General features: G+C 27.5%; 22 protein-coding genes. 1 reads left to right on the top strand and 21 read right to left on the bottom strand.

The features are described from left to right. Positions 1 to 86: 86 nt before the first annotated feature. The 5 genes from I1959_RS03900 to I1959_RS03880 form a co-directional block, all read right to left on the bottom strand. Positions 87 to 1,346 carry a sensor histidine kinase gene (locus I1959_RS03900; RefSeq protein ID WP_195237177.1) on the bottom strand — a complete coding sequence of 420 codons (1,260 nt, stop codon included), beginning with the start codon at positions 1,344 to 1,346 and terminating at the stop codon, positions 87 to 89. 1 nt (position 1,347) lies between these two features. After that, positions 1,348 to 1,470, bottom strand: coding sequence for a cyclic lactone autoinducer peptide (locus I1959_RS03895; protein WP_195237176.1), 123 nt, complete (start codon positions 1,468 to 1,470; stop codon positions 1,348 to 1,350). Positions 1,471 to 1,474: 4 nt separating this feature from the next. Continuing rightward, positions 1,475 to 2,050 (bottom strand): accessory gene regulator B family protein, encoded by a 576-nt coding sequence (locus I1959_RS03890; protein WP_166505934.1) that lies wholly within the window; start codon positions 2,048 to 2,050, stop codon positions 1,475 to 1,477. A 114-nt stretch (positions 2,051 to 2,164) separates the two neighbouring features. Further along, a complete protein-coding gene (locus I1959_RS03885; RefSeq protein WP_195237175.1) occupies positions 2,165 to 2,677 on the bottom strand; it encodes an amidase domain-containing protein in 513 nt (170 codons plus the stop codon). A 16-nt stretch (positions 2,678 to 2,693) separates the two neighbouring features. After that, entirely contained in the window at positions 2,694 to 3,329 is a 636-nt protein-coding gene (locus I1959_RS03880; RefSeq protein WP_092923981.1) for an RsiV family protein, read from the bottom strand. 182 nt (positions 3,330 to 3,511) lie between these two features. Between I1959_RS03880 and I1959_RS03875 the strand changes: the two genes are divergently transcribed. Then, entirely contained in the window at positions 3,512 to 4,522 is a 1,011-nt protein-coding gene (locus I1959_RS03875; RefSeq protein WP_240275591.1) for an LCP family protein, read from the top strand. Positions 4,523 to 4,636: 114 nt separating this feature from the next. Here the strand turns inward: I1959_RS03875 and I1959_RS03870 are convergent, their stop codons facing one another. From I1959_RS03870 to I1959_RS03795, 16 genes are all read right to left on the bottom strand, one after another. After that, complete coding sequence (locus I1959_RS03870; protein WP_195237174.1) at positions 4,637 to 6,724, bottom strand: family 10 glycosylhydrolase; 2,088 nt, start codon at positions 6,722 to 6,724, stop codon at positions 4,637 to 4,639. Positions 6,725 to 6,966: 242 nt separating this feature from the next. After that, complete coding sequence (locus tag I1959_RS03865; RefSeq protein ID WP_195237173.1) at positions 6,967 to 7,983, bottom strand: C40 family peptidase; 1,017 nt, start codon at positions 7,981 to 7,983, stop codon at positions 6,967 to 6,969. Between the two features lie 86 nt (positions 7,984 to 8,069). Continuing rightward, positions 8,070 to 9,521 carry a polysaccharide biosynthesis protein gene (locus I1959_RS03860; protein WP_330615171.1) on the bottom strand — a complete coding sequence of 484 codons (1,452 nt, stop codon included), beginning with the start codon at positions 9,519 to 9,521 and terminating at the stop codon, positions 8,070 to 8,072. 141 nt (positions 9,522 to 9,662) lie between these two features. Beyond that, positions 9,663 to 10,751, bottom strand: coding sequence for a glycosyltransferase family 4 protein (locus tag I1959_RS03855; protein ID WP_195237171.1), 1,089 nt, complete (start codon positions 10,749 to 10,751; stop codon positions 9,663 to 9,665). 45 nt (positions 10,752 to 10,796) lie between these two features. After that, entirely contained in the window at positions 10,797 to 12,092 is a 1,296-nt protein-coding gene (locus I1959_RS03850) for a UDP-glucose dehydrogenase family protein (RefSeq protein ID WP_195237170.1), read from the bottom strand. Between the two features lie 98 nt (positions 12,093 to 12,190). Beyond that, positions 12,191 to 12,943 carry a glycosyltransferase family 2 protein gene (locus I1959_RS03845; RefSeq protein WP_092923960.1) on the bottom strand — a complete coding sequence of 251 codons (753 nt, stop codon included), beginning with the start codon at positions 12,941 to 12,943 and terminating at the stop codon, positions 12,191 to 12,193. Between the two features lie 48 nt (positions 12,944 to 12,991). Continuing rightward, positions 12,992 to 13,897 carry a glycosyltransferase family 2 protein gene (locus I1959_RS03840; RefSeq protein WP_195237169.1) on the bottom strand — a complete coding sequence of 302 codons (906 nt, stop codon included), beginning with the start codon at positions 13,895 to 13,897 and terminating at the stop codon, positions 12,992 to 12,994. Positions 13,898 to 13,913: 16 nt separating this feature from the next. Next, entirely contained in the window at positions 13,914 to 14,663 is a 750-nt protein-coding gene (locus I1959_RS03835; RefSeq protein WP_195237168.1) for a glycosyltransferase family 2 protein, read from the bottom strand. A 23-nt stretch (positions 14,664 to 14,686) separates the two neighbouring features. Further along, positions 14,687 to 15,865 carry a CDP-glycerol glycerophosphotransferase family protein gene (locus tag I1959_RS03830; protein ID WP_195237167.1) on the bottom strand — a complete coding sequence of 393 codons (1,179 nt, stop codon included), beginning with the start codon at positions 15,863 to 15,865 and terminating at the stop codon, positions 14,687 to 14,689. A gap of 20 nt (positions 15,866 to 15,885) precedes the next feature. Then, positions 15,886 to 16,725 carry a glycosyltransferase family 2 protein gene (locus I1959_RS03825; protein WP_092923948.1) on the bottom strand — a complete coding sequence of 280 codons (840 nt, stop codon included), beginning with the start codon at positions 16,723 to 16,725 and terminating at the stop codon, positions 15,886 to 15,888. 11 nt (positions 16,726 to 16,736) lie between these two features. Beyond that, positions 16,737 to 17,882: a polysaccharide polymerase gene (locus tag I1959_RS03820; protein ID WP_092923945.1), complete on the bottom strand. Its 1,146-nt coding sequence runs from the start codon at positions 17,880 to 17,882 to the stop codon at positions 16,737 to 16,739. A 2-nt stretch (positions 17,883 to 17,884) separates the two neighbouring features. Next, the gene (locus I1959_RS03815; protein ID WP_242871295.1) at positions 17,885 to 18,628 is read right to left on the bottom strand and encodes a glycosyltransferase; all 744 of its coding nucleotides are present in this window, start codon (positions 18,626 to 18,628) and stop codon (positions 17,885 to 17,887) included. 64 nt (positions 18,629 to 18,692) lie between these two features. After that, positions 18,693 to 20,396 carry a phospho-sugar mutase gene (locus tag I1959_RS03810; RefSeq protein WP_195237166.1) on the bottom strand — a complete coding sequence of 568 codons (1,704 nt, stop codon included), beginning with the start codon at positions 20,394 to 20,396 and terminating at the stop codon, positions 18,693 to 18,695. Between the two features lie 54 nt (positions 20,397 to 20,450). After that, positions 20,451 to 21,989 (bottom strand): murein biosynthesis integral membrane protein MurJ, encoded by a 1,539-nt coding sequence (gene murJ, locus I1959_RS03805; RefSeq protein ID WP_195237165.1) that lies wholly within the window; start codon positions 21,987 to 21,989, stop codon positions 20,451 to 20,453. Positions 21,990 to 22,016: 27 nt separating this feature from the next. Continuing rightward, complete coding sequence (locus I1959_RS03800; RefSeq protein ID WP_195237164.1) at positions 22,017 to 23,051, bottom strand: cell wall-binding repeat-containing protein; 1,035 nt, start codon at positions 23,049 to 23,051, stop codon at positions 22,017 to 22,019. Positions 23,052 to 23,131: 80 nt separating this feature from the next. Then, on the bottom strand, positions 23,132 to 23,785 hold the full coding sequence (locus I1959_RS03795) for a sugar transferase (protein ID WP_408638361.1): 654 nt from the start codon (positions 23,783 to 23,785) through the stop codon (positions 23,132 to 23,134). Between the last annotated feature and the right edge of the window lie 104 nt (positions 23,786 to 23,889).

The following is a 23,889-nucleotide window of genomic DNA, read 5'->3' as shown; positions in this document are numbered from 1 at the left end:
TATATATTTAAAATATTCCCTTTATGTTTTGCTATAGTACCCCTGATGATAAAATACCGTCTGTAAAAATTTATGACAACTATATTTTATACTGAAAATAATATTTTAAATTCTGTATAATCAACATTGCTATCTACATAAATCTTTCCTTTGTTCTTTTCCACTAATTCTTTTACTATTGCTAATCCAAATCCATTTTCTTTTTTATTCATATCTGTTTTCGTTGTAAAACCTTCATCAAAAATTTTATCAATTATTTTATCTTCTATTTTAGGTCCATTATTTTTAATACTTATGTATATATTATTAAATATTTTATATGTTTTTATAATGATTAAACCATTATTGCCTAATGCTGTTATAGAATTACTTATTATATTTGATAGTATTTTTTGCAGATCATACTCTGATATATTTAAGTTTTGGATGTCGCTTTCCTCTTCTACTATTATGTTTATATCTTTAAAATCGAAAGAATTAACTATACATGTAATTATAGAATTTTCATTTGATATAATTTTTATATTACCTGATACTTGATTATTTCCATTTATTATATGTTTTAGAAGATCACCTAATCTTTCATATTGTTCCATTATATATAGTCCATTTATGTAAGAGATTTGTGAACCATAGTCATGCTTTATTTTTTTAAGTTCATTATTTTTATTACTTAATGCTATATTTAACTTTTCTATTTCATTAATTTTTTTGTTTATACTTAAAACATACATAAATAGTGATATTAAAAATACAATACAACTAATTATTATTAAATTCTTAAAAACAACACTATCATTTCCATGTATGATTAATGATAAAGAAAGTATATAGTCAAAAGAAAGTACGAAAAATACTCCAACTTCAAAGCAATATTTATATCTATTTAAAAGTTTGTATATTGAGTATATTTTATCTTTAAATATAAATATAAGCAACTCTATTGCATACATTGGTAAATACATAGTTAATACTGTAGATAATTCAATATTATTTAACAATTCTTGTATGTATGACCAATGTATATTCCCAACTATTATCACAGATATTTGCATTATAATATACATTATAAAGTATGAAACTATTGCTTTATTATAATGATCAAAATAAGAACATGCTATTATAATCATGTTAAGTATATTCATTATAATTATAGATAAAGATGTTCCTCCAATTAATTTAGTTACTATAGTTACATTTGCAAATATAACTATAGATGTAAGTATAAATTTAATAATCCCATCTTTATTTTTAATTAGTCCTTCTTTTTTTAAAAAGTAGTACGGAAAAAAACTTGTTAGTATAGACTGTATTATAGAATTTGTTATGTCTGCTATAGTTAACATACTACCTCTTGTTTTTCATTGATTCAGGCATTTTTTCAGTTCCTACTAATAACATAGAAGCTGCTCCTGTATTCATAACAACTATTGATAATAAACACATTAACCCACCTATTATTTTTTTCATTTTGCTAGTCCCCCTTAATTTTGATTTTATATTTTTTATTAAACATAAGACATGAGTCTATAACTAATGTCCATGTTATAATACTACTATAAATTCCTTTTGAGCTTAATATTAAAGCTATTATAAAGAATATAATACAACTTATTGTTGCAATAATTCTATTTTTTCTTATTAAATCTTCCCTAGTAAGTGGCATATCTTCATTAATTATTGGTGCTTGATGATATACACTAAATATATTTATTAAATTTAATAGTATAATACTAATAAAATTTAAATTATTATTTATAGATAAAATAATAATAATCCCTGATAGAATAATTGTTGCTACTAGGCATTTAATTTGTGTACTTTCATGATATCCACCTGTAAATGGTTTTGTAAGTCCCATGACAATCATTACTAAAGATATCTCTTTAAAAAGACCTAATAAAGAAAATAATAATATAACAATAAATATTTTTGTTATTTCAAATAAAAATATACTTAATGTATACTCAATTTCCTCTTTTACTTCGTTTGTGTATCCATTATGATCACAAACATCTTCTGTAAAACTTCTTATTTTTTCTCTAATCATTTATATTCCCTTTTTATATATTTTAATCTTTTTATAAATTAATATTTTAAAATAAAAATGTTCTCTGTAATATTATAGCTAGAGAACACTTTTATTTCAACAATATATTTCATATTATTGGTAATATCCTAATATTTTTATATATCTTCTCTCTCCCTCTTTTAAACTAAGGGGATAATCTAGTAAATCATAAGTATGTTGACATATAAGGTAATCTAATAAATATTCACCTTCTAATATTATGTCTGTAACTATCATTGCATGATATGCTACATTATCATATACAAGTTGCACTATATCTCCTAGCTCTAATTCATTATATACTGCATCTCTTGCATATACTCCATAGTTTTCAGTTGAGATGCTATTATTACCTACTACATATTTATAAAAAGGCTCTGCTGCTGTCCAAGTTGGAGTTCTTGAATATTCACTATACCAATACCATTTTTTAAGTACATGTTCTCCAATATTATCAAAAGGAATATTCCCAGCCCTTAGGCACTGCGATATATAATTTGTGCAGTCACCTCCATAAAGTTCATAGTTTGCATAAGTAGGATTATAATCTAGTGCCCATTTTCTAGCATAAGCTACTGCTTTTTCTCTATCATATTCTTTTAGCATATTATCCCCCTAAAAATTATTTTCTGCATATTTTTTTCTTTGCATAATCACTTAAATAATCTTCAAATTCATAAAAACTAATCTTAAATTCTATCGGTGTAGATATTAATTTATCAAACTCATAACTAGAAAAACATATGACCACTGCATTTTCTTCTATATAAAAAGATTGGTCTTTTGTTATTCCTAAAAAACCTTCAATATCTTCTTCATCATAACAATACCTCTCTAGTATAGAGTCTATATTATCTATTATCTTTTCATTTATCCTTTTTATATAGTAGCTGTCTTTTTTAAATAAATCATCTAATGTTATATATTTACCTTCTTTTAAATCATAGTTATATGAATTTATATAACTTATTCCATATAGTCCAGCTATTTGAGAAAACTCTATAACTATACTTATCATATCTTCAGTATTTAAATGTACACTATACTCTGACATTATGTTTTTATTTATGTTTATATAGTCAAATTCATTTTGTAATTCTATAACTTCTTTAAATGTTTCTACATCTTCATACATATCTTTGTTAAGTTTATTTACTTTATTATGGTTTATACCTTCAGTTTGTATAATTGGATAGTTCAAGTTATAAGATATTCCTTTATGCACTTCGTTGATTTGGTTTTTATCAACATATAACATTTACTTCCACCTCTTTATTTTTACCTTTATTACTTTATATGAATAGGTTCTTTATTTTGATATATATTATATATAAAGTTATATTTGTATATTTTTTGTTACATATATACTATTGAATATATTGCTATACTTTAATATAATAAGTATATTGTTGGAAAATGATAAAGAAAGAAGGGATTATTTTGTCGAGAAAGAAGAATAAAAAAAGGCTTTCACCTTTGGCAAAGTTCGTTATATTCTTGGCTGTACTAGTTGTTGCTTTTCCTTTAGCAGCCTTTGGATATCTATACTTTAAACTAAATAGTATTCATGATTCTAGTGTAAACTCAGATATATTGAACAACAATCAATATAAAAATGAAAAAGGAATTACTAATATACTATTAATAGGTACTGATGAAAGACCTGGTGAAAAAACATCAAGATCTGATACGATGATGATACTTACTATTGATAACAAGAATAAGAGTTTAAAACTTACATCACTAGCTCGTGACGCATATGTTGATATTCCTGGACATGGAAAACAAAAACTTACACATGCTTATGCATATGGAAAAGAAAGCTTACTTATAGAAACTATCGAGAAAAACTTCGAAGTGGATATTCAAGATTATGCTACTGTTAACTTCTATTCATTTATGGATATAGTTGATGCATTAGGTGGCGTTGAAGTAGATGTTAAAGAAAATGAAATAAAAGAAATGAATAAGTTTATACCAGAAACTTATAAGTGGGATAATGACCCTAATAAAGGTGAAATTAAGTATATAGAACATGCTGGTAACCAAAAACTTAATGGATACCAATTACTTTCTTACTCTCGTATAAGAAAGAATGACTCTGCTTTTGAAAGAGATAGAAGACAAAGAAATGTTATACAAGGTCTAATAAACGGAGTTAAGAATTTACCTGTAACTAAATACCCTGAGTTATTAAATACTATACTTCCTTATGTTAGAACTAACATGAGTCCTACTGAAATAATAGGATTAGGTACTAAAGTTTTAAGTATGGGTAATTTAGAGTTAAAGCAAATGGAATTCCCTATAGATGATGGTGTTCACAGTACAGGTCATATTATAAGTCATCAAACTGGATGGGTACTTGAATTTACTCCAGATAGTTTAGATATACTACATGACTTTATCTTCAAGGATATAATGCCTAAAGATAATCCTAATATGAAATAGATTTTTAATTAAAAACACCCTATAAACTTTTATAGGGTGTTTTTATTATAATTATATAAATAAAAGAGTTATTCTAGTTAAATAGAATAACTCTTTTTTATTAACAATTTACTATTATTTAACTAAATTTACTACATTATTAAAGGCAGTATCATTTATTCCCCCACCTATTTTGTGTATGCTTTGTGTATTTTTTACACCTAATACAGTCTTTTGAGTTTCACTAATAGTATCTCCTAATATAATAATAGGAGAATTAAGTTTTGCAGCTAATGGTCCTGCTGTTAGTGCATCTACTAGTGGGTTACTTTTTGTTACTAGTAATGTGTTGTATTTATTTTGAGGATAAAACTTTCCTATTATCTTTGCATTAGTTTCTTGTCTATCATCACCAGATATTCTATTATTTAATACATTATTTAAAGTTATTTTATTTACTTGTTTTATAACTTCATCAGATAATACAGTTTTTCCTCCTACAAAATAAGCCTCTTGTATACCTTGTGACTTTAGCCAATTATATATATTTTCGCTTAAACTATCTTTTCCAGATAATATTATAGGTTGTTTATCTATACCAGCTTGTGATGCTATAGATAGTGCATCTACTTCACCATATCCACCTGCTAAATATACCTTATTTATATCAACTTTTTCTGATATTTTTTTAGCTATTTGAAGAGATGTTTCATATCTATCTATACCACCTATTCTAGTTAATGACACACTTGGTAATATAGATTTTAATTCATCCATTATTTTATTATTTACAGAACCTTCTCCACCTATAACTATTATATTACTTGGATTTAATCTTTTGATTTCATCTTTTGTAGAAGCTGGTATACCGTCTTTTTGAACTAGTAATATTGGAGCATCATTTACTGATGCAAGTGGTGTAGCTGTTACTCCATCTACTACTGAATTACCATTTGTAAGTATTACAGTTTTTGCTCCTTCTTTCCATCCTTCTTTGCTTATTTTACACGCTGTTTCGTATCTATCTTCTCCTTTAAGCTCTGTTATTTTTATATTATTTACATAAAGGTCTTTCATGTCACTTTGAAGTTTAGAATTTTTTACTATATCACGTGCTGAGAAATACATACTTCCTTTTATATCACTGTATTGTCTATTTAAGTTTATTTGTTCTTTAATTTCTCCTGCTACATCTTGACCTGGGTAATCTCCTGTACCATTTTTGTATACACCTTGTCCTATATATAAATCTACATCGTATCCTCTTACTTCATTTGCCCACCAGCTAACTAATTTTGAATAATCAGCTGCAGAGTATCCTATTGGCCAATAAAGCTGAGGAACTACATAATCTACTAGGCCTTGTCTTATCCAAGTTCTAGTATCTGCAAAGTCATCTGAATAACTCTCTGCTCCTCTTGTATCTGAACCTGTTGGATCACTATCTTTATTTCTCCATATACCTTTTGGGCTTACTCCAAACTCTACATTTGGCTTTATTTCTTTTATGGAAGTTTTAACTTCTTTTAATAAAGTATTTACATTTTCTCTTCTCCAGTCCTCTATACTTTGTCCTGGCTTTTTATATTTATTATAAGTGTCACTATCATCTATACCACTTCTATAGAAGTAGTCATCAAAGTGAACTCCATCTATATTGTAATTTCTTACAACCTCATTAACAGAATCCACTACATGCTTTCTAACTTCAGGAAGCCCTGGATTGTATATAAGCGCTTCATTGCTTCCATTTTTACACTTAAGTACCCAATCTGGATGTAACCTTGCTGGATTGTTACTTGCTAGTTTACTTAAGTCTGTTCCAGTAGTTGTGACTCTATATGGATTAAACCATGCATGAAACTCCATACCTCTTTTATGTGCCTCATCTATTAAAAATGGTAATGGGTCATAACCTGGGTCTTTTCCTTGAGTACCTGTTAAGTATTCTGACCAAGGATTTATGCTTGATTTATAAATAGCATCTGCCTTTGGTCTAACTTGAACTACTACTGTGTTTATTCCCACAGATTTTAACTTATCTAATAATTCTATGTACTCTCTTTTTTGAGCAGTTTCGTTGTTTTTACTACTAGGCCAGTCCATGTTGTAAACTGTTGATATCCAAGCTGCTCTCATCTCTTTATCACTTGCTGATGCATTGACAGTTGATGCTGATAGTATCATTAAAAAAGATACTATAAATGCTTTTAGTTTCTTCATTTTTTCCCCCTATTATATAAAATCCAAATTTTAAAACTTAATTTATAGTATATAGAAACATATTTACTCAGTCAATTTATATACTATATCTCAAAAATTTCTATTGTTTTAAAATTTATTTACTATATTTATTTTAATAGCTTATTTTTACTAAAAAAGAGTATTCTATCAGAGCTTTAGCTCTAATAAAATACCCTAATACTTTTTGATATTATCTTTAGTTAATATAAGCTTATTATACTCTATAATACAGCTCTTGCTGTAAAGTAGTTTTTCGCATAATATCCAGAACTTATACTATCTATTCTAACATTCTGACCTGGCTTAGGAGAATGTATCATTTTCGAATTTCCTATATATATACCAACATGATTTATAGTCTTTCCATTTGATGCAAAGAATACTAAATCACCTGGCTTTAAGTTAGCTTTGCTAACATATCTTCCAACAGTACCTTGAGATTTAGATGTTCTAGGTAATTTTACACCTGCTGCATTTTTGTATACATATGATGTTAATCCTGAACAGTCAAAGCTACTTGGGCCTTCTGCACCCCATACATATGGCTTTCCTAATTGCTTATGCGCTAAATCTACTATTTGCTTAGATTTATTGCTATTTGTTACTTGATTATTTTGATTATTATTTTGGTTGTTTTGGTTGCTATTTGATTCTTGTATTTTTACATAAGATCCACTTACCCAACCTACTTGGCCGTTTGAAGTTTTTACTTTGTACCAACCATTGCTGTGTTTTTCTTGTATATAAACACTATTTCCTGAGTATACCTTTGTTATAATAGAATTTGATGCTCCTGGTCCTGTTCTTACATTTAATGAACCACAGTTATATACTACTCCATTTTTATTTATAGCTTGAGTAGGTTGGCTACTAGCTACACTACTACCTTGGTTATTATTTGATGCTAATCTTATATAAGCACCACTAACCCAACCTATTTGACCATTTGGAGTCTTTATTTTATACCATCCATTGCTATTTTTCTCTTGTATCTCAACAGTGTTTCCTGAGTATACCTTTGTTATAATAGAATTTGATGTTCCTGGTCCTTTTCTTACATTTAATGAACCACAGTTGTATACTGTTCCTTTTTGTATAGTACTTTTTATATATGATTGGCTTGATGCTGTATCAGCATAAGCTTCTTGATTATTAGCAGTTATAAGTAAGCTACCTGAAAGTATCATCATACTTGTAGCTTTTGTTATTAGATTTCTCTTCTCTTTTCTTATCCCCATAATTCACCCCTCATTATTTTTTATAAATTAATTGTATCACTATTTTACATTTTTTTCAAATATATGGTAACAATTTTGTTACTTTTTTATAATACATTTACTTCTTCTGGGTTTTTATATGTTGATACTAGCTCTTTCATAGCCTCTTCTAACCCATCTTCATCTTCTTCTTTAACTAAATTATAAAGCTTATCTAATCCTTCAAATAGCTGTCTTGTATCAAATTCTATTCTACTTCCTATAAATATTTTTTTATGTCTTGTATCACTTAATCCTTCTTCTTCTAATAAAAGTTCTTCATATAACTTTTCACCCGGTCTTAATCCTGTAAACTTTATTTCAATATCTACATCTGGTTCTAGTCCACTAAGCTTTATTAAGTTTTTAGCAAGGTCTAATATTTTAACTTGTTCTCCCATATCAAGTACAAATATTTCTCCTCCTTTTGCCATACCACCTGCTTGTATAACAAGTCCTACTGCTTCTTCTATTGTCATAAAATATCTTATTATTTCTGGATGAGTTACAGTAACTGGTCCACCTTCTTCTATTTGTTTTTTGAATAATGGTATAACACTTCCATTACTTCCTAACACATTTCCAAATCTAACTGCAACAAACTCTGTATCACTTTTTTCATCTAGAGTTTGTATTATCATCTCGGCAGCTCTTTTTGTAGCACCCATAATATTAGTTGGGTTTACTGCTTTATCTGTAGATATTAGTAAGAATCTCTTAACATTATATTTACTAGCAAGCATAGCTACATTTAAAGTACCAAATATATTATTTTTTATAGCTTCTCCTTTGCTAAATTCCATTAAAGGAACATGCTTATGTGCTGCTGCATGAAATACTACATTTGGTCTGTACTTTTCAAATATTTTTTCCATTCTTTTTTCTTCTCTTACAGATGCTACTATTGCTTTTACTTTTAAGGTATCTCCATAAGCTCTTAATAGCTCTTGTTGGATATTATATAGATTATTTTCGTATATATCTACTATTATAAGTTCTTTAGGTCTTAAACGAGATATTTGTCTACAAAGCTCTGAACCTATTGAACCTCCCCCTCCTGTAACTAATACAGTACTATCTTGTATATATTGACCCATTATCTTAAAATCGACTTCTATAGGTGTTCTTCCTAGTAAATCCGTTATATCTACATCTCTAACTTGCTTTATATCAACTTTTCCATCTATTATCTCATAAATCCCCGGTATTGTTTTTATTTTACATTCTGTATTTTTACAGATGTTTATTATTTCTTTTTTCTCTTTTTTTGATATATTTGCTATTGAAAATATAATTTCTTCTATATTGTATTCTTCTATAACTTTATCTATATCATCCCTTGTTCCAACTATTTCTATATTATTAATCTTTTTGCCTATTTTAGATAAATCATCATCTATTATTGCTATAGCCTTTTTGTTTAATTGTGGATTTCTTTCTAGCTCATGTATTACCATCTCACCAGCACGTCCTCCACCGATAACTAAGACTCTTGACATATTATCTTTTGATAAATTCATACTGCTCAAATAAATCCCCTCCATATTACAAATTTTGCAAAGAAATTACAAAATAAGGCTTAGCCCCCTATAAACAGCGTTTATTTAAGACTAAGCCACTAACTATGCTTATTATATCATTAATAATAAAAAATGTATAATTTATTTAGATTTATTTAATATATTCTCATATATCTTAGCTATATCTCCAAAGTTTAAATTTATTTCATAGTTGTTTTTTACAAACTCACGGCCTTCTTTTCCCATTTTTATTCTTAAATCTTCATCATTCATAAACTTTATTATAGCTTCTTTTATTTGTGTAGGGTTTTTAGGCTCAACTATAAATCCTGTTTTATTGTTGTCTAATGATTCAGGGTGTCCCCCCACATTAGTAACTATTACAGGAACTTCACAAGCTTGAGATTCTATAGCTGCAACGCCAAACCCTTCTCTTAATGATGGAAATACTGTAACATCAAAAGATGAGAAAGTCTTAGCAATATTATCAGGTGCTATTCTTCCTAAAAACTCTACGTCATTTTCTAAATTTAGTTCTTTAGTTAAGCTTACTAGGTTTTCTTTATTTTTTCCGGAACCACCTATTTTTAAAGCCATCTTTTTATTTGGATATTCATCTTTTAATTCTTTAAATGCTTTTATAAGATATTCTATTCCATACTTTTTCTCAAGACTTTTTATTATTCCTATTGTAAATGTGTCATCTTTTTTAACATCTATAGGCTTAAATCTATCCATGTCTACACCAAAGAAAGTTACATCTACATGTTTGTTTGTATATTTATTTGCTTCCTTTGCCATATCTCTACTATTTGAGAATATATAATCGCATTTTCTAAAATTATGCTTTATAATTTGCTTTTGTATTATTCCATTGTTAGGGAAATCATATATATCTGTTCCCCATACAGAGATTATGTATGGATGATATCCTAAAAAGCTTCCTATAAATCCATAACTACTTGCATATTGTGCATGTAGTATATCTGGCTTTATCTCATGTACAAGCTTTTTAATTTCACCTATATACTTTATATAGCCTGATTTTTTTAATATGCTTTCATTTCTTAATTCTTCTACATTAGCGCTAAAGTCATGCACCTTAACCCCATCTATTTTTCCACCATTTAAGGATATAACATGTATATTATATCCTCTTGTTTTAAAGTAATCACACCATTTAATAGTGTGTGGATTTGACCCATCTGCTAAGTAACATATAGTTTTCATATTATTTACCTTTCTTGATTTATACTAATATTTGAATATCTCTACTTAACGACCTATAGAGTAGTATTCTATGCCTAAGCTTTTCATATCTTCCATTTTGTAGCAATTTCTTCCATCAAGTATTAAAGGTTTATTCATTTTTTCTTTGTATTTACATATATCATAATTTAGAATATCTTTCCATTCAGTCATTATAAAACAAACATCTGCTTCTTCTATTGCTTCATCTATACTTGTAGAATAAGATATATTATCTTTAAATATCTTCTTAGCATTATTTATACCAACAGGGTCATAAGCTGTTATTTTGGCACCTCTTTCTAATAAATATTCAATATTTACTATAGATGGTGCTTCTCTTAAATCATCTGTTCCTGGCTTAAATGTAAGACCTAATACAGCTACTTTTAAATTTTCAAAGTTATCAATTAACTCTGCTGATTTTTTTACTAATCTAAGTTTTTGAGCTTCATTTACTTCTATTGCAGCTTTAACAGTTTTTAGCTCATATCCATTATGAGTAGACAGCCAGTGAAGTGCTTTTGTATCTTTAGGAAAACAAGAACCACCATATCCTATACCAGCTTTTAAGAATTTATCTCCTATTCTTTCATCTAGGCTCATTCCTTTAGCTACATCTTCTATATTTGCTCCTACTATTTCACAAAGGTTTGCTATATCGTTCATAAAAGATATTTTAAGTGCTAAAAAGTCATTAGATGCATATTTTATCATTTCTGCACTATTTCTATTAGTGACTACTATTGGTTGGTTAAATGGACTATATACACTTTCTAATATGTCTTTAGCCCAGTCACTTTCTACACCTATTACTATTCTAGATGCATGTAAAGTATCTCTTACAGCAGTTCCTTGCGCTAAAAACTCAGGATTTGATGCTACTTCTACCTTTACATTGTTTTTTAAGTTATTTTTTATAAACTTTTCTATTTTTTCATTAGTCCCTATTGGAACTGTAGATTTTATAACTACTAAAGTGTCTTTTTTTATTGAGTTTGCAATTTGTTTAGATACCTTTTTTATATAGTCTAAGTTTGCAGAGCCATCTCTTCTTTCTGGAGTTCCAACTGCTATCATTATTACATCAGCATCTTTATATGCATCTTTGTAGTTAGTAGTATAATCTATTTTTCCTTCTTTATAATTTTTCTTCATTAAATCTTCTAAGTCTTTTTCATATATTGGTGCTATACCTGACTTCATAAGATTTACCTTTTTTTCATCAACATCAACACATACTACATTTTCATGTCCTACTTCAGCTAGACATACTCCTGTCACTAAACCAACATATCCTGTTCCAGCTATTGCAATTTTCATGACTTTCTCCTCCAAAATGTATATAAAATTTCCTTCACTTAAGTTTGCTTAAGGGAGGAAAATTTCAAATTTCTTTATAAATATAATTTGTGTATATTTTATAATCTTTTCCTAATTGCATTAATTACATAAAAACAAAATACATAAGAACTTTTAAGTACACTTAATTTTTCTACATTTCTATAAGTATTCCATGTTCTTTTAAGTGCTTTTATTTTATTACTTGATAAAGAATCTCCCACTAGTCTATAGTTTACTAAATCTTTTTCTATACCATAAGCATAATCTTGTGTTTTAAGTATTTGTAACCAAGTTGCCGTATCTTGACCTCTTCTTACTAATGGCATACTAAACTCACCAACTATTTCTTTATCTATAACTACAGTTGAACATCCTATTATTGTATTTTTTAATAGTCCTTTGTAGTTTATTTTTTTAGGTGCCTTTGCAACCTTCTTTGTTAATCTCCCGTCTTCTTTCATATATCTATATGATGTAAATGTAAACCCTAATTTATTTTCTAGCATATATTCTATTTGTATTTTTAATTTTTCTGGTTGCCATATATCATCACTATCTACAAATGCAATAAATCTTCCTTTTGCATTTTTTATTCCTGTATTTCTAGATACAGATGCTCCTGAGTTTTTCTCAAGCTTTATATATCTTATTCTGTCATCATTAGCTTGAAATTCTTTTATCATATCAGAAGATTTATCTTTTGAACAATCATCAACTAATACAAGTTCCCAATTCTTATATGTTTGGTTTTGTATCGATTTTATTGTATCACCTAGAAATCTTTCTGCATTATATACAGGAGTTATTATCGATACTAATGGTTCGTTCATATTTTATACTCTCCTTATCTAGTAGCAATCTTATTTGCTATTAATAAGTTACTCCTTTACAAATTTTCTTTGCTTTAAATATTTGTAATAACCTAAAGGGAAGCATAGTATATACATTATTTTATCCCCTATTTTATTTATTTCTTTAAAATACTTGCTATCTGATAATAATGAATATCTAGCTAAGTTTATATAATTCTTAATCCACATGTATGGAAAATCTTTTATTGGATAAGTATTTTGATTTGTTAAATATAAATACTCTAAAGCTCTTCCTTTTAAGGCGCTTTTTTTAAGGATATTTTTAGTTAATCCATCTTCTAAATATTCTCTTATTATCATGTGTTTGTTTATACATGTTACCTTATAATATTTAGAAATTTCATACCATACAACACTTTCTGGCAGGAATTTAATTCCTTCTCTTTCAGGAAATGGATACTTCTTTAATATATCAGTTACAAATACTATAGTTTTATCTCCCTTTACTCCAAATTTATAATATAACTGAGCAAAATGACTTATTTTATGCTCTTTTGGAATCTCAGTACCTAGAGTTTGTCCGTCTTCTTTTCTAGCGCAAAGACCTACTACACCACAAAACTCTTCCTTGTTATCTAACTTTTCCCATTCTTTTTCTACTAATTCCATAGAATCAGGCATTAATCCATCATCACTATCTACTATAAAGAAAAACTCTCCGTTAGCTTCTCTTACCCCTGTATTTATAGCTGTATGCTTTCCACCGTTTTCTTTCTTTATATATCTTATATTTAATATTCCTTCATTTTTAAATTCTTCAATTAATTCTTTAGTGTTGTCTGTACTACCATCATCTACTATTAGCCATTCGAAGTCTTTATATGTTTGCTTTTTTAAGTCTTCATAAAGGTTAGCTAATATATACCCTCTATTATAAGTTGGTGTAAAAATAGTAAATTTATATTTATACATTTATCTTATGTCCTTCCTAACTTTTTTTTATCCCATTTATTCCGTAGTTTATAAAGTAGTATATAGATTTATGTAGTGGTATTTTTTCTATATTTCTGTATATGTTCCAAGTCCACATTGCTGATTTTACTTTATTTCCACTAAGAGATGTTGCTGATTTTCTGTATTGTGCTAAAACTTCATCTATTCCGTAAGCTAAATATCCTTTTTTAAGTATAGATAACCATAGTACATAATCTTCATGTTTAGCACCACTCATTTTTACCTTAAAATCTAATTTTGATCTGTCTATTACAACTGTCAAACAACCTAGTATATTTCCTTTTAGTAGGGTTTTGTAATCTACACTTTTCGGTACTCTAACAACCTTATCTAGTTTTTGATTTTCTTCATTTATAAGTTCGTAAGATGTAAAAGATATTACACAATTATTTTTCTTCATAAATGATATTTGCTTTTCTAATTTATTTTTTTCCCATATGTCATCACTATCTAAAAATGCTATAAATTGTCCTTGCATTTGACTTAATCCTATATTTCTTGCATTAGAAACTCCTTGGTTAGTTTCTACTCTTATATATTTTATTCTTGAGTCTTTTTCCATATATTGTTTTACAATTTCTGGACCATTGTCAGTCGAACAATCATCTATTATTAGCATTTCCCAATAATCATAAGTTTGATTTAAAACAGATTCTATTGTATATTTTATAAACTTTCCTGAATTGTACATGGGAGTAATTATAGATACTAAACTTTTTTTCATATCGTCTTCCTCATACTTTTATATTATTTGTTTAATTTCTTTATTATACAGTTATAAATTCTTTCACAATTTTGGTTATCATTATATGCAAAGAATTTATTTCTAGCATCTTCTTGGTCTTTTTTAACTTCAAAATTACTTTCTATTAATTTTATTAATTCATCAACTGCTTGATTCTTATTGTATGCTAGGTATCCAAACATTTCATTGTCTAAGTCTATATATGAATCTACTTCTTTTTTATACTTATCTACATCAAATTGGTAGAAAAGTATCGGTCTATTCATATATAAAAAGTCCATCGCCACTCCAGAATAATCTGTTATATTAGCTATTGAAGATGTTATTTCATCTGCTACTGTTACATCTTTATCTAAAAATACTATTCTTTTACCTGTTATATTGGATTTTACATCATCTATAAATTCGTGCATTAAATGGTGCATATAAAACTTAATATTTACATTTTTTTCATCAAGCACATTGTTTAATCTTTCATCATTTAAAAACATCATTATATTTTTAAAATATTCTGTGTCAGTAAATTTACCTTCACCAAATTTTATCCAATCTCTCCAAGTTGGCATATACAATATGTCTTTACTTTTAGCTTCTTTATTTAGTGGAAGGTTGTCCTGTCTTGCGCTACCTAAAACACAAACAGCTTCATCATCCATCATCCACTCATTTACCATTATGTTTCTTTCAAAATCAGATATTGCTGTTGCCATATTGTAGCTTTTCATTAATTCATCTATTAATTTTTTAAGCTTTGCATTCATAGGTTTTCTCTTTTTAAAACTTATAGCTCCATGATTTAAAAACACTTTAAATGTTTTTTTGTGGAATCTATTTAACACAGGTACTGCAAAATTATATGGTGCTATATCTGCTGATGGTGCATGCGAGAATATTATTGCTTGTGCATTGTAATAATATAAATAATTTTCTACGCTTCCTTTTATAAGCTTTTTGCCTGGTATTTTATTCTTTACCTTACTACTTTCATCTATCACCCAATAAATATCTATTTCTTTATGATTTTTTAGTATATATTCATATAAAAACTTTGAGTTATCATCATATATATCACCTGCATGTCCACCAATTAACCAAATATTTTTTCCTTTGAAATTAGATTTTTTAAATGGGTATATTGCTGCAGCCACAACCATGTTCATTAGTATCTTTATTTTGTTCATAAATTTACCTCATCGTATTTTTACAATTTGTATTGTCTAAATCCTTCTATTCTGCCCTTTATAGTAGCATCATGATAGTCTCTATCTTTATTTAATATGATACCACCAATATTTCTTATTATTTTATATCCCATTACTTTTATAAATTTATAGTTTTTTCTATAAACTATTTCCTTTTTACAAAGTGCTCCAAATCCTCTACCATAGTTAAAGTCTCTTTGGTATTTTTCCTTAGATTTAGAATGCTTTTTTGCTGGGTGGAATATTATCTTCTCACCAAAATATCTTCCTTTATATCCTTTGTTCATTAGATCTAGTACATAGTCTATTTCTTCTCCTGAACCAAATATCCCACCTACACCTAGCTTTTCATCAAATTTAGTATACTTATCATTTTTAAAGTTTATGAAAAATGTTATAGATGTTAATGTATCCATTATATTAGTAGTTGTTATTTCACACTCACCATCATACATCTTTTTAAAATAATCAACTTTATTAAAGTCCATAGTTTTGCAACTAAATAATCTATAGTCTTCGTTTTCTTTGAAAAAGTTTACTACTGTTTCTAAAGTGTCATCTTCATAGGCACAGTCATCATCTGGAAATCCTATTACTTGACCCTTAGCCATATCAATACCTATATTTCTATTTAAGCTTAATCCTGGCTTATCACTTTTTACGTATTTTATATCCATGTCATTAACATAGTTATCTATTATTTCTTTAACTTTATCATTTTTATTTTGGTCTATTACTATCAATTCAAAATTTTTATAAGTTTGTCTTTTTAAACTATCCATTAATAAATATATTTCATCATATCTATTTAAAGTTGGCATTATTAATGATACTAACATATTAAATTCTCCTATCTCCTTATTTTGTCAAATATAAATCTAAATTTGTCTTCTAATATAAGTTCCTTTACTAAAAGCACTATCCCAAAACTAAATGCTGAGTTTACAAGCATATTTTCTGTAAATCCATACATTAAGAATATAAATACTACTACTAAGTACTCTTTTTTAGATTTTTTTATAAAACTGTCTATACCATGATATAATAAAAACATTAAAAATGCACATCCTATAACTCCAAGTGTACATAATATATACACATATGAACTATCTAGAGCATTTAATGCTATGGTAGTTTTGCTATATTTATTACCAAATAAACTTAAGAAATTACCTTGTTGATGTAAATATACATTCCAAAGTTTTGGTCTACTTGATAATAATTTATTTAATAAAACATTGTCTGTAAGTATAGTACCTATTGCTACACTTATAATAGTTAATAAAATTGGAGTAACCTTAAAAAGATTTGATAATATCTTATTGTTTTGTATATCAATTCTTTTCATTATCTCAACAAATATTAGCCCTCCTAATAATGAGTAGCATCCTGTTCTACTATAAGTTATAGAGTATATAAAAAGTATAGAACCAAACATAATTATTCTATCAATATTATTATAATTTTTAAATCTTAAAAATATATATGCCACGTATATTGGAACCATAAATAAGTATAAGAAGTTAGGATTTCCAAGACCAAAATCTAATCTAGGTATGAATATATTTAAAAACTTTATATATTTATAGTGAACTTCACTATTAGTTTGTAGCCATGGAAATGCATTAAATACAATAAGAGTAATTATCAATAATATAGTCGATATAATTAAATAATTCTTAGCTATATATTTATCACATATTTTCTTTCCAGCTATTGCTAGAAGCACTAGCACCAATATAGCTCCTTCTCCATTAAATACATATATTACTGATGATATTAGCACTAAGATTATTTCTGTTATATTTTTCTTAAAATCCATAAAAAACATAAGCCCTAGTATAGCCATAGAACCATAAAATAAAAGTGAACCTAATGGACCTGTATTTACTACTCTATTTGCAAATGTCATTATATATTTTCTAGATATTATAGCTATTAAAGCTAAAGTAAATAATATCTCCTTTATATGAAATTTCTCTAATCTTTCAAGCATAATTATCTTCTCCTTTTAATACTTAGTAAAGTATTACTTGCAAATATTTTTGCACACTTAACAAGTTTGTCTACTCCTTTTAAGTGTTTACTCTCTAAGAAGTAACTTCTTTTCTTAGCCCAACTTTTTCCCCACCAATGTATACTATAAGTATTTTCTGTTATACAGTCATAATAAAAATCTTCTTTATAACTAAATGGATAGAAAAATTCTTCATTGTATACTGCTATATTATCACTAAATTTATTTCTATCTATTTTTTCATATTTATTCTCTAATATGTAAGTTATTATTCTAGGAATTGTATAAAAATCTACATTCATAATATCTTCTTCATAGAAATCAAGCAATTCTTTTAAGAACTTGTGTCCTTTTGTAGAACCTATTATTGCTCCATTTATATATTTTTCGCACTCATACCCAAGTAATATATCACTCTTTTCAAGTAAAGGCGTTATATCTTTTAATACTTGCATATCAGTATCCATATAAAGACCTCCTTGTTCATAAAGAGCCTTTATTCTTAAATAATCTGATATAAAAGCCCATAATTTCTTTTCATAACATATTTCTAAGAATTTTTTCCCTTTTATGGCTTTTTCTATATCAACATTATGCTCATTCCATTCTACTATTTCATAGTCTGGCATTTTTTCTCTCCAAGAATTTATACATATATTCTCTATGTTTCCTTTAGGTCCACCTATCCAAACATAATGGATTTTCTTTGGTATCAATTCTATCACTCCTTTTATACACTTAAAATGTTAGAGATTAATCCCTAACATTTTAAGTTTTTATTTTATTAAATTATATCGATTCCACTAATGTGCTTATAGCACTTATTATGTCTTCAATTTTCTTATCTGATTTTTTATGGCTATCTGAATTTACCCCAATATAAAACTTAATTTTAGGCTCTGTTCCTGATGGTCTTACTGCTATCCATGTTTTATCTTCTAATATAAACTTAAGTACATCAGCTTTTGGTAAATCATCTATGCCTTCTTTGTAATCTAAAATTCTGTCTATTTTTATATTAGCTATTTCTTTTATATTGCTAGTTCTGAAATAGTTCATTATCTCTTTTATTTTCTCTATACCTTCTATGCCTTTTAAAGTTAGGGATTTTAAAGCTTCTTTATAGTATCCAAACTTTTCATATGTATCTATTAAAGCTTCATATAAACTCATTTCCTTTGACTTATAATAAGCTGCCATTTCACATATCATAAGAGATGCTACAACCGCATCTTTATCTCTTGCATGAGTTCCTATTAAATATCCATAACTTTCTTCATATCCTATTATGAATGTCTTTTCATTAGTTTGTTCAAATTCACTCATTTTTTCTCCTATGAATTTGAATCCTGTTAATGTATTTAAACAATCAACATTGTAATGCTTAGCTATTTTTGCTCCAAGTTCTGATGTTACTATTGTTTTTATTATTGTTGGATTAGATGGTAATTTGCTTTTGTCAACTAAACTTTCAATTATATACCTAACTAATAATGAACCTGTTTGGTTACCATTTAATACAAAATACTCTCCATTAGCATCTTTAACTACTACCCCAACTCTATCGCAGTCTGGGTCTGTTCCAAGTATTAAATCAGCACCATCTTTTTTAGCCATTTCTATTGCTATATTAAATACTGATTTTTCTTCTGGATTTGGGTATGTTACTGTAGAGAAATTAGAATCTGGATTTTCTTGTTCCTTTACTACTTTAACATTTTCAAAACCGACTTCTTTTAAAGCTCTTCTTACTGGTTTGTTTCCTGTACCGTGTAATGGTGTAAATATTACTTTTAAATCTTTTCCATATTCATTTATTATGTCTTGTCTTAAAACTTGCTTTTTAACCGCATCTATAAAAGCAGTATCTACATCACCATTTAGTTCTACTATTAATTTTTCATTTACAGCTTTATCAAAATCCATAGTTTTTATAGTACTATAGTCTTCTATTTTGTTAACTTCAGCTATTATATCATTTGCCATGTCTATACAAACTTGTCCACCATCTGGACCATACACCTTATAACCGTTGTATTCTTTAGGATTGTGGCTAGCTGTTAATACTATTCCCATTGAACAGTTTAAATACCTTACTGCAAAAGAAAGTTCTGGAGTCGGTCTTAACTCATCAAATATATATGTTTTTATATTACAGGCTGCTAAAGTTTTAGCTGCCTCTAGTGTAAATTCTCTAGACATAAATCTACTATCATGAGCTATTACTACTCCTTTTTTAGCGCCTTCTTCTCCCATATTTTTAAGTATATAGTTAGCAACTCCTAGAGTAGCTCTTCTTATTGTATATATGTTTATTCTATTTGTACCAGCACCTATTATACCTCTTAGTCCACCAGTTCCAAATTCCAAATTTTTATAAAATCTTTCTTTTATTTCTTTTTCATCATTTTCTATTGCTCTTAACTCATTTTTTGTTTCTTCATCAAAGTAAGAACAATTTATCCAGTTTTCATATGCTAATTTGTAGTCCATAATACTAACCTCTCTTTATGTCCATCTTCCTATATGTTATTTATGACTACCTTTTTATCTTTTTATAGTCTTCTTTATTATATCAAATACTAATTTAACTTCATCTACTTTAAATAGTACTATTAATGCTGCATAAACTATTGCTCCTATTAAAACAGATAATGCAACTGCTATTATTTCTTCTATTTTACTAGTTCCTATAAATGCATATAGGTACTTATATGAGACTATAGTTATTCCACCCATAATTATAGAAGCTATTAAGCTCTTTATACCTGTTTTTGCTATCTTATCTCCTCCAAAATATCCTTGCTTTTTCTTTAGAGATCTAAATAAAAGTAGTACTGTTACTATGGATGCAATACTTGTTGATAGTGCTAGTCCTGCGTATCCTAAGAACTTTATAAGTATAAAGTTAAGTACTATATTTATTAGTAAGGCTATACTACCATTTATCATTGGTGTTTTCGTATCCGCTAAAGAATAAAATGCTCTTATAAGTACATCTCTAATTGCTACTGCTATTAATCCTAATGAATATAATTTTAGTGCAATAGAAGTCATATGTGTTGATGTTGCATCAAATGCTCCTCTTTGGAAAAGTATCCTTACTATTGGTTCTGCAAGTACTATTGCTCCAACTGATATTGGAAGTACAATTAATGTTATACAATTTGAAGTTTTTACAATAGTGCTTACAAAACCTTCTTTATTATTTCCATTAGATAATCTAGAAAGTTTTGGGTATATAACAGTTATAATTGAGGCAACAAATAACGCCATTACAAAGTCATTTAATCTTGATGCAAAGTTTAAAGCAGATAATGGTCCGTCTCCTAATGTAGTAGCTAATGCTCTATCTACTGCTATGTTTAATTGACCTATTGCAACTCCTATAAGCATAGGTAATACTAATGCAGATAGTTCTTTTATATTTTCTTCTTTTAAATTGAAATATGGTTTATACCTATATGAACTTTTAAATGCAAAAGGTATTTGGAATATCATTTGACTTGCCATTGCTAATAGTGCACCTATTGCTAAGAATTTAAAATCAGTAAATGTACTTACTACTATTGCTAATATAATTATAAGATTATAAGGTATACCTATTAACGCTGGTACTGTAAACTTATCATTAGCTTGTAAATATGAGCTAAGTAATTTACTAGCACTTAAGAAAATAACTCCTGGCATCATTATTCTAGTAAATTTGACTGCTGTATCAAACTTTGCACCAGTAAATCCACCTGCAAGTACATCTATAAACTCTTTTGTAAATAATAATCCTAATATGGCTATTATAATTGCGATTACACAACAAATATTTAACATATTATTGGTAAACTTTAGAGCTTCTTCTTCACCATGTTTTTCTTTGGTTGAAATATATACTGGTATATACATAGTTGCAATAGCCGATCCTATTACTGCTATTATAAGACCTGGTATATTTAGTGTTACTAAAAATACATCAGTATGTGCACTCGTACCATAGAAATTAGCTAGTACAATCTCTCTAAAAAATCCTAATATTTTAGAAAGCATAGTACCTATCATAATCCATAAAGTTGCCTTAGCTGTTTTTGACATTTTTAAATCTCCTTACTTGTATATATACTAGGCTTTAACTCCTCTTATAAGAATTGCTATCATAGCTAAAATTATTATATAAACTCTTATAAACGATTTATTTTTTAATGTATCGATAATACTATAAGGTTCTACTGCTTCTCCAACCTCTATTACTTTATCTACATTTTTTTTAATAAATTCTTCTTGAGGGTATGTAAAGTTATCGTTACAAACTAATATAGGTATATCTTCCTTTGCTGCCACTACTGGTAATGATACATATTTACTTATATCTGCACGATTTCCATAATCAATATTAACTGTATAAATCGTATCTAAATTTTTATTATTTTCTTTTATAGTATCTATGTTGGTTTCATATCTACTCATTTCTTTTATTATTTTAACATTGTTCATTTCATTTTTACTTGCATAAGTAAATCTAGCTGAATTTCCAACTGCATAAACATTATCATATTCTTGCTCTTCAACAAAATCTGAAGTATCTCTAAAAGAGTTATCATCTGCCCAAATTATTGGAGCATTCTTTTTACAAGCAAAATTAGATATTGCTATGGCATTTTCAAGACCTGCAGTATTGCTTATAACTACAACATTTGATATATCTTTTTCTTTTCCCATTTCTTCAGCTATACTTTGAGAGGTTTCATATCTGTTTTCTCCATGAATTCTATTAATATTTATTCCAATATCATGTAATTGTTTTTCAGCAGATTTTGAAACATTTTTAACGCCTCCGATTATAGTTACGTCTTTAACTTCTAATCCTTTAATATAATTAAGTATATCATTACTAATTTTTTTTCCATCTACAGCTATAATAGGCGCATCTTTTAAGTATGCTAATGGAGTTGCACTTATAGCATCTACTCCTGCGTTTTCATTTATAATTATTGCTTCATCAGCTTTTTTAAAATAACTTTTATTAAGCTCCATAGATATTTGCTTGTTATCTCCATTTATAAGCGTCTTTTTATAATTAGAGTCTGCATATACATTTATATATGTAGTAGCAAATACAAAGCCTACCAGTAAAGTTAGAATTTTTTTCTTTATCATGTTAACCTCCTATCTTTTTTATAATTTAAAAAAAGCTCTTTAAAAAAAGAGCTTTTTAGGTTAATAATCTAAGTTTTAAATTATCTAGCTCCATCACCTGTTAGTACGACCTTAACAGTTTTAAGAAGTATTTTCATATCTAGTAGTATGCTTCTATTTCTTATATAGTATAAATCTTCTACCAACTTTTCTTCTGGAGTAATATCATAACCACCATTTACTTGAGCCCATCCTGTAAGACCAGGTTTTATCGCCAATCTATTTATAAATCCAGGAATGTATTCATTAAACTCAATAGTAAAAGATGGCCTTTCAGGTCTTGGACCTATTATACTCATATCACCTTTAAGTATGTTAAATAGTTGAGGTATTTCATCAATTCTAGTTTTTCTGATGAAACGTCCAACTTTAGTGATTCTTGGGTCATCTTTTTCCGCCCACTTAGCACCAAATTTTTCGGCATCAGTTCTCATAGATCTTAATTTATATATATAAAATCTCTTACCACCTTTGCCCATTCTTTCTTGCTTATAAGTCATTGGCCCTTTATCTTCTAACTTTATAAGGATACCAAATATGATCATTATAGGCACACCTACTAGTAATCCAATTAAAGATAGTACTATATCTAAACTTCTTTGATATACGCTAAATAATACTGAACCTTTAACTAAGCTGTAATCGATATCGTTGAATAATTGCTCTTTTTCACTATTATAAGTAGTTACATTCATTTCATTTCCCTCACTAGTATAATCATCCATATATTATGCCTCCATATATTGTTATTTTGCATAAAATATAATTCGACTCATTTTTATATTATACTCAATATTTT

The organism is Romboutsia sp. 1001285H_161024_C4 (genome assembly GCF_015550185.1).
In the GTDB taxonomy this organism is placed as follows: Bacteria; Bacillota; Clostridia; order Peptostreptococcales; family Peptostreptococcaceae; genus Romboutsia_C; species Romboutsia_C hominis.
This window is presented reverse-complemented; position numbering and strand designations above follow the sequence as displayed.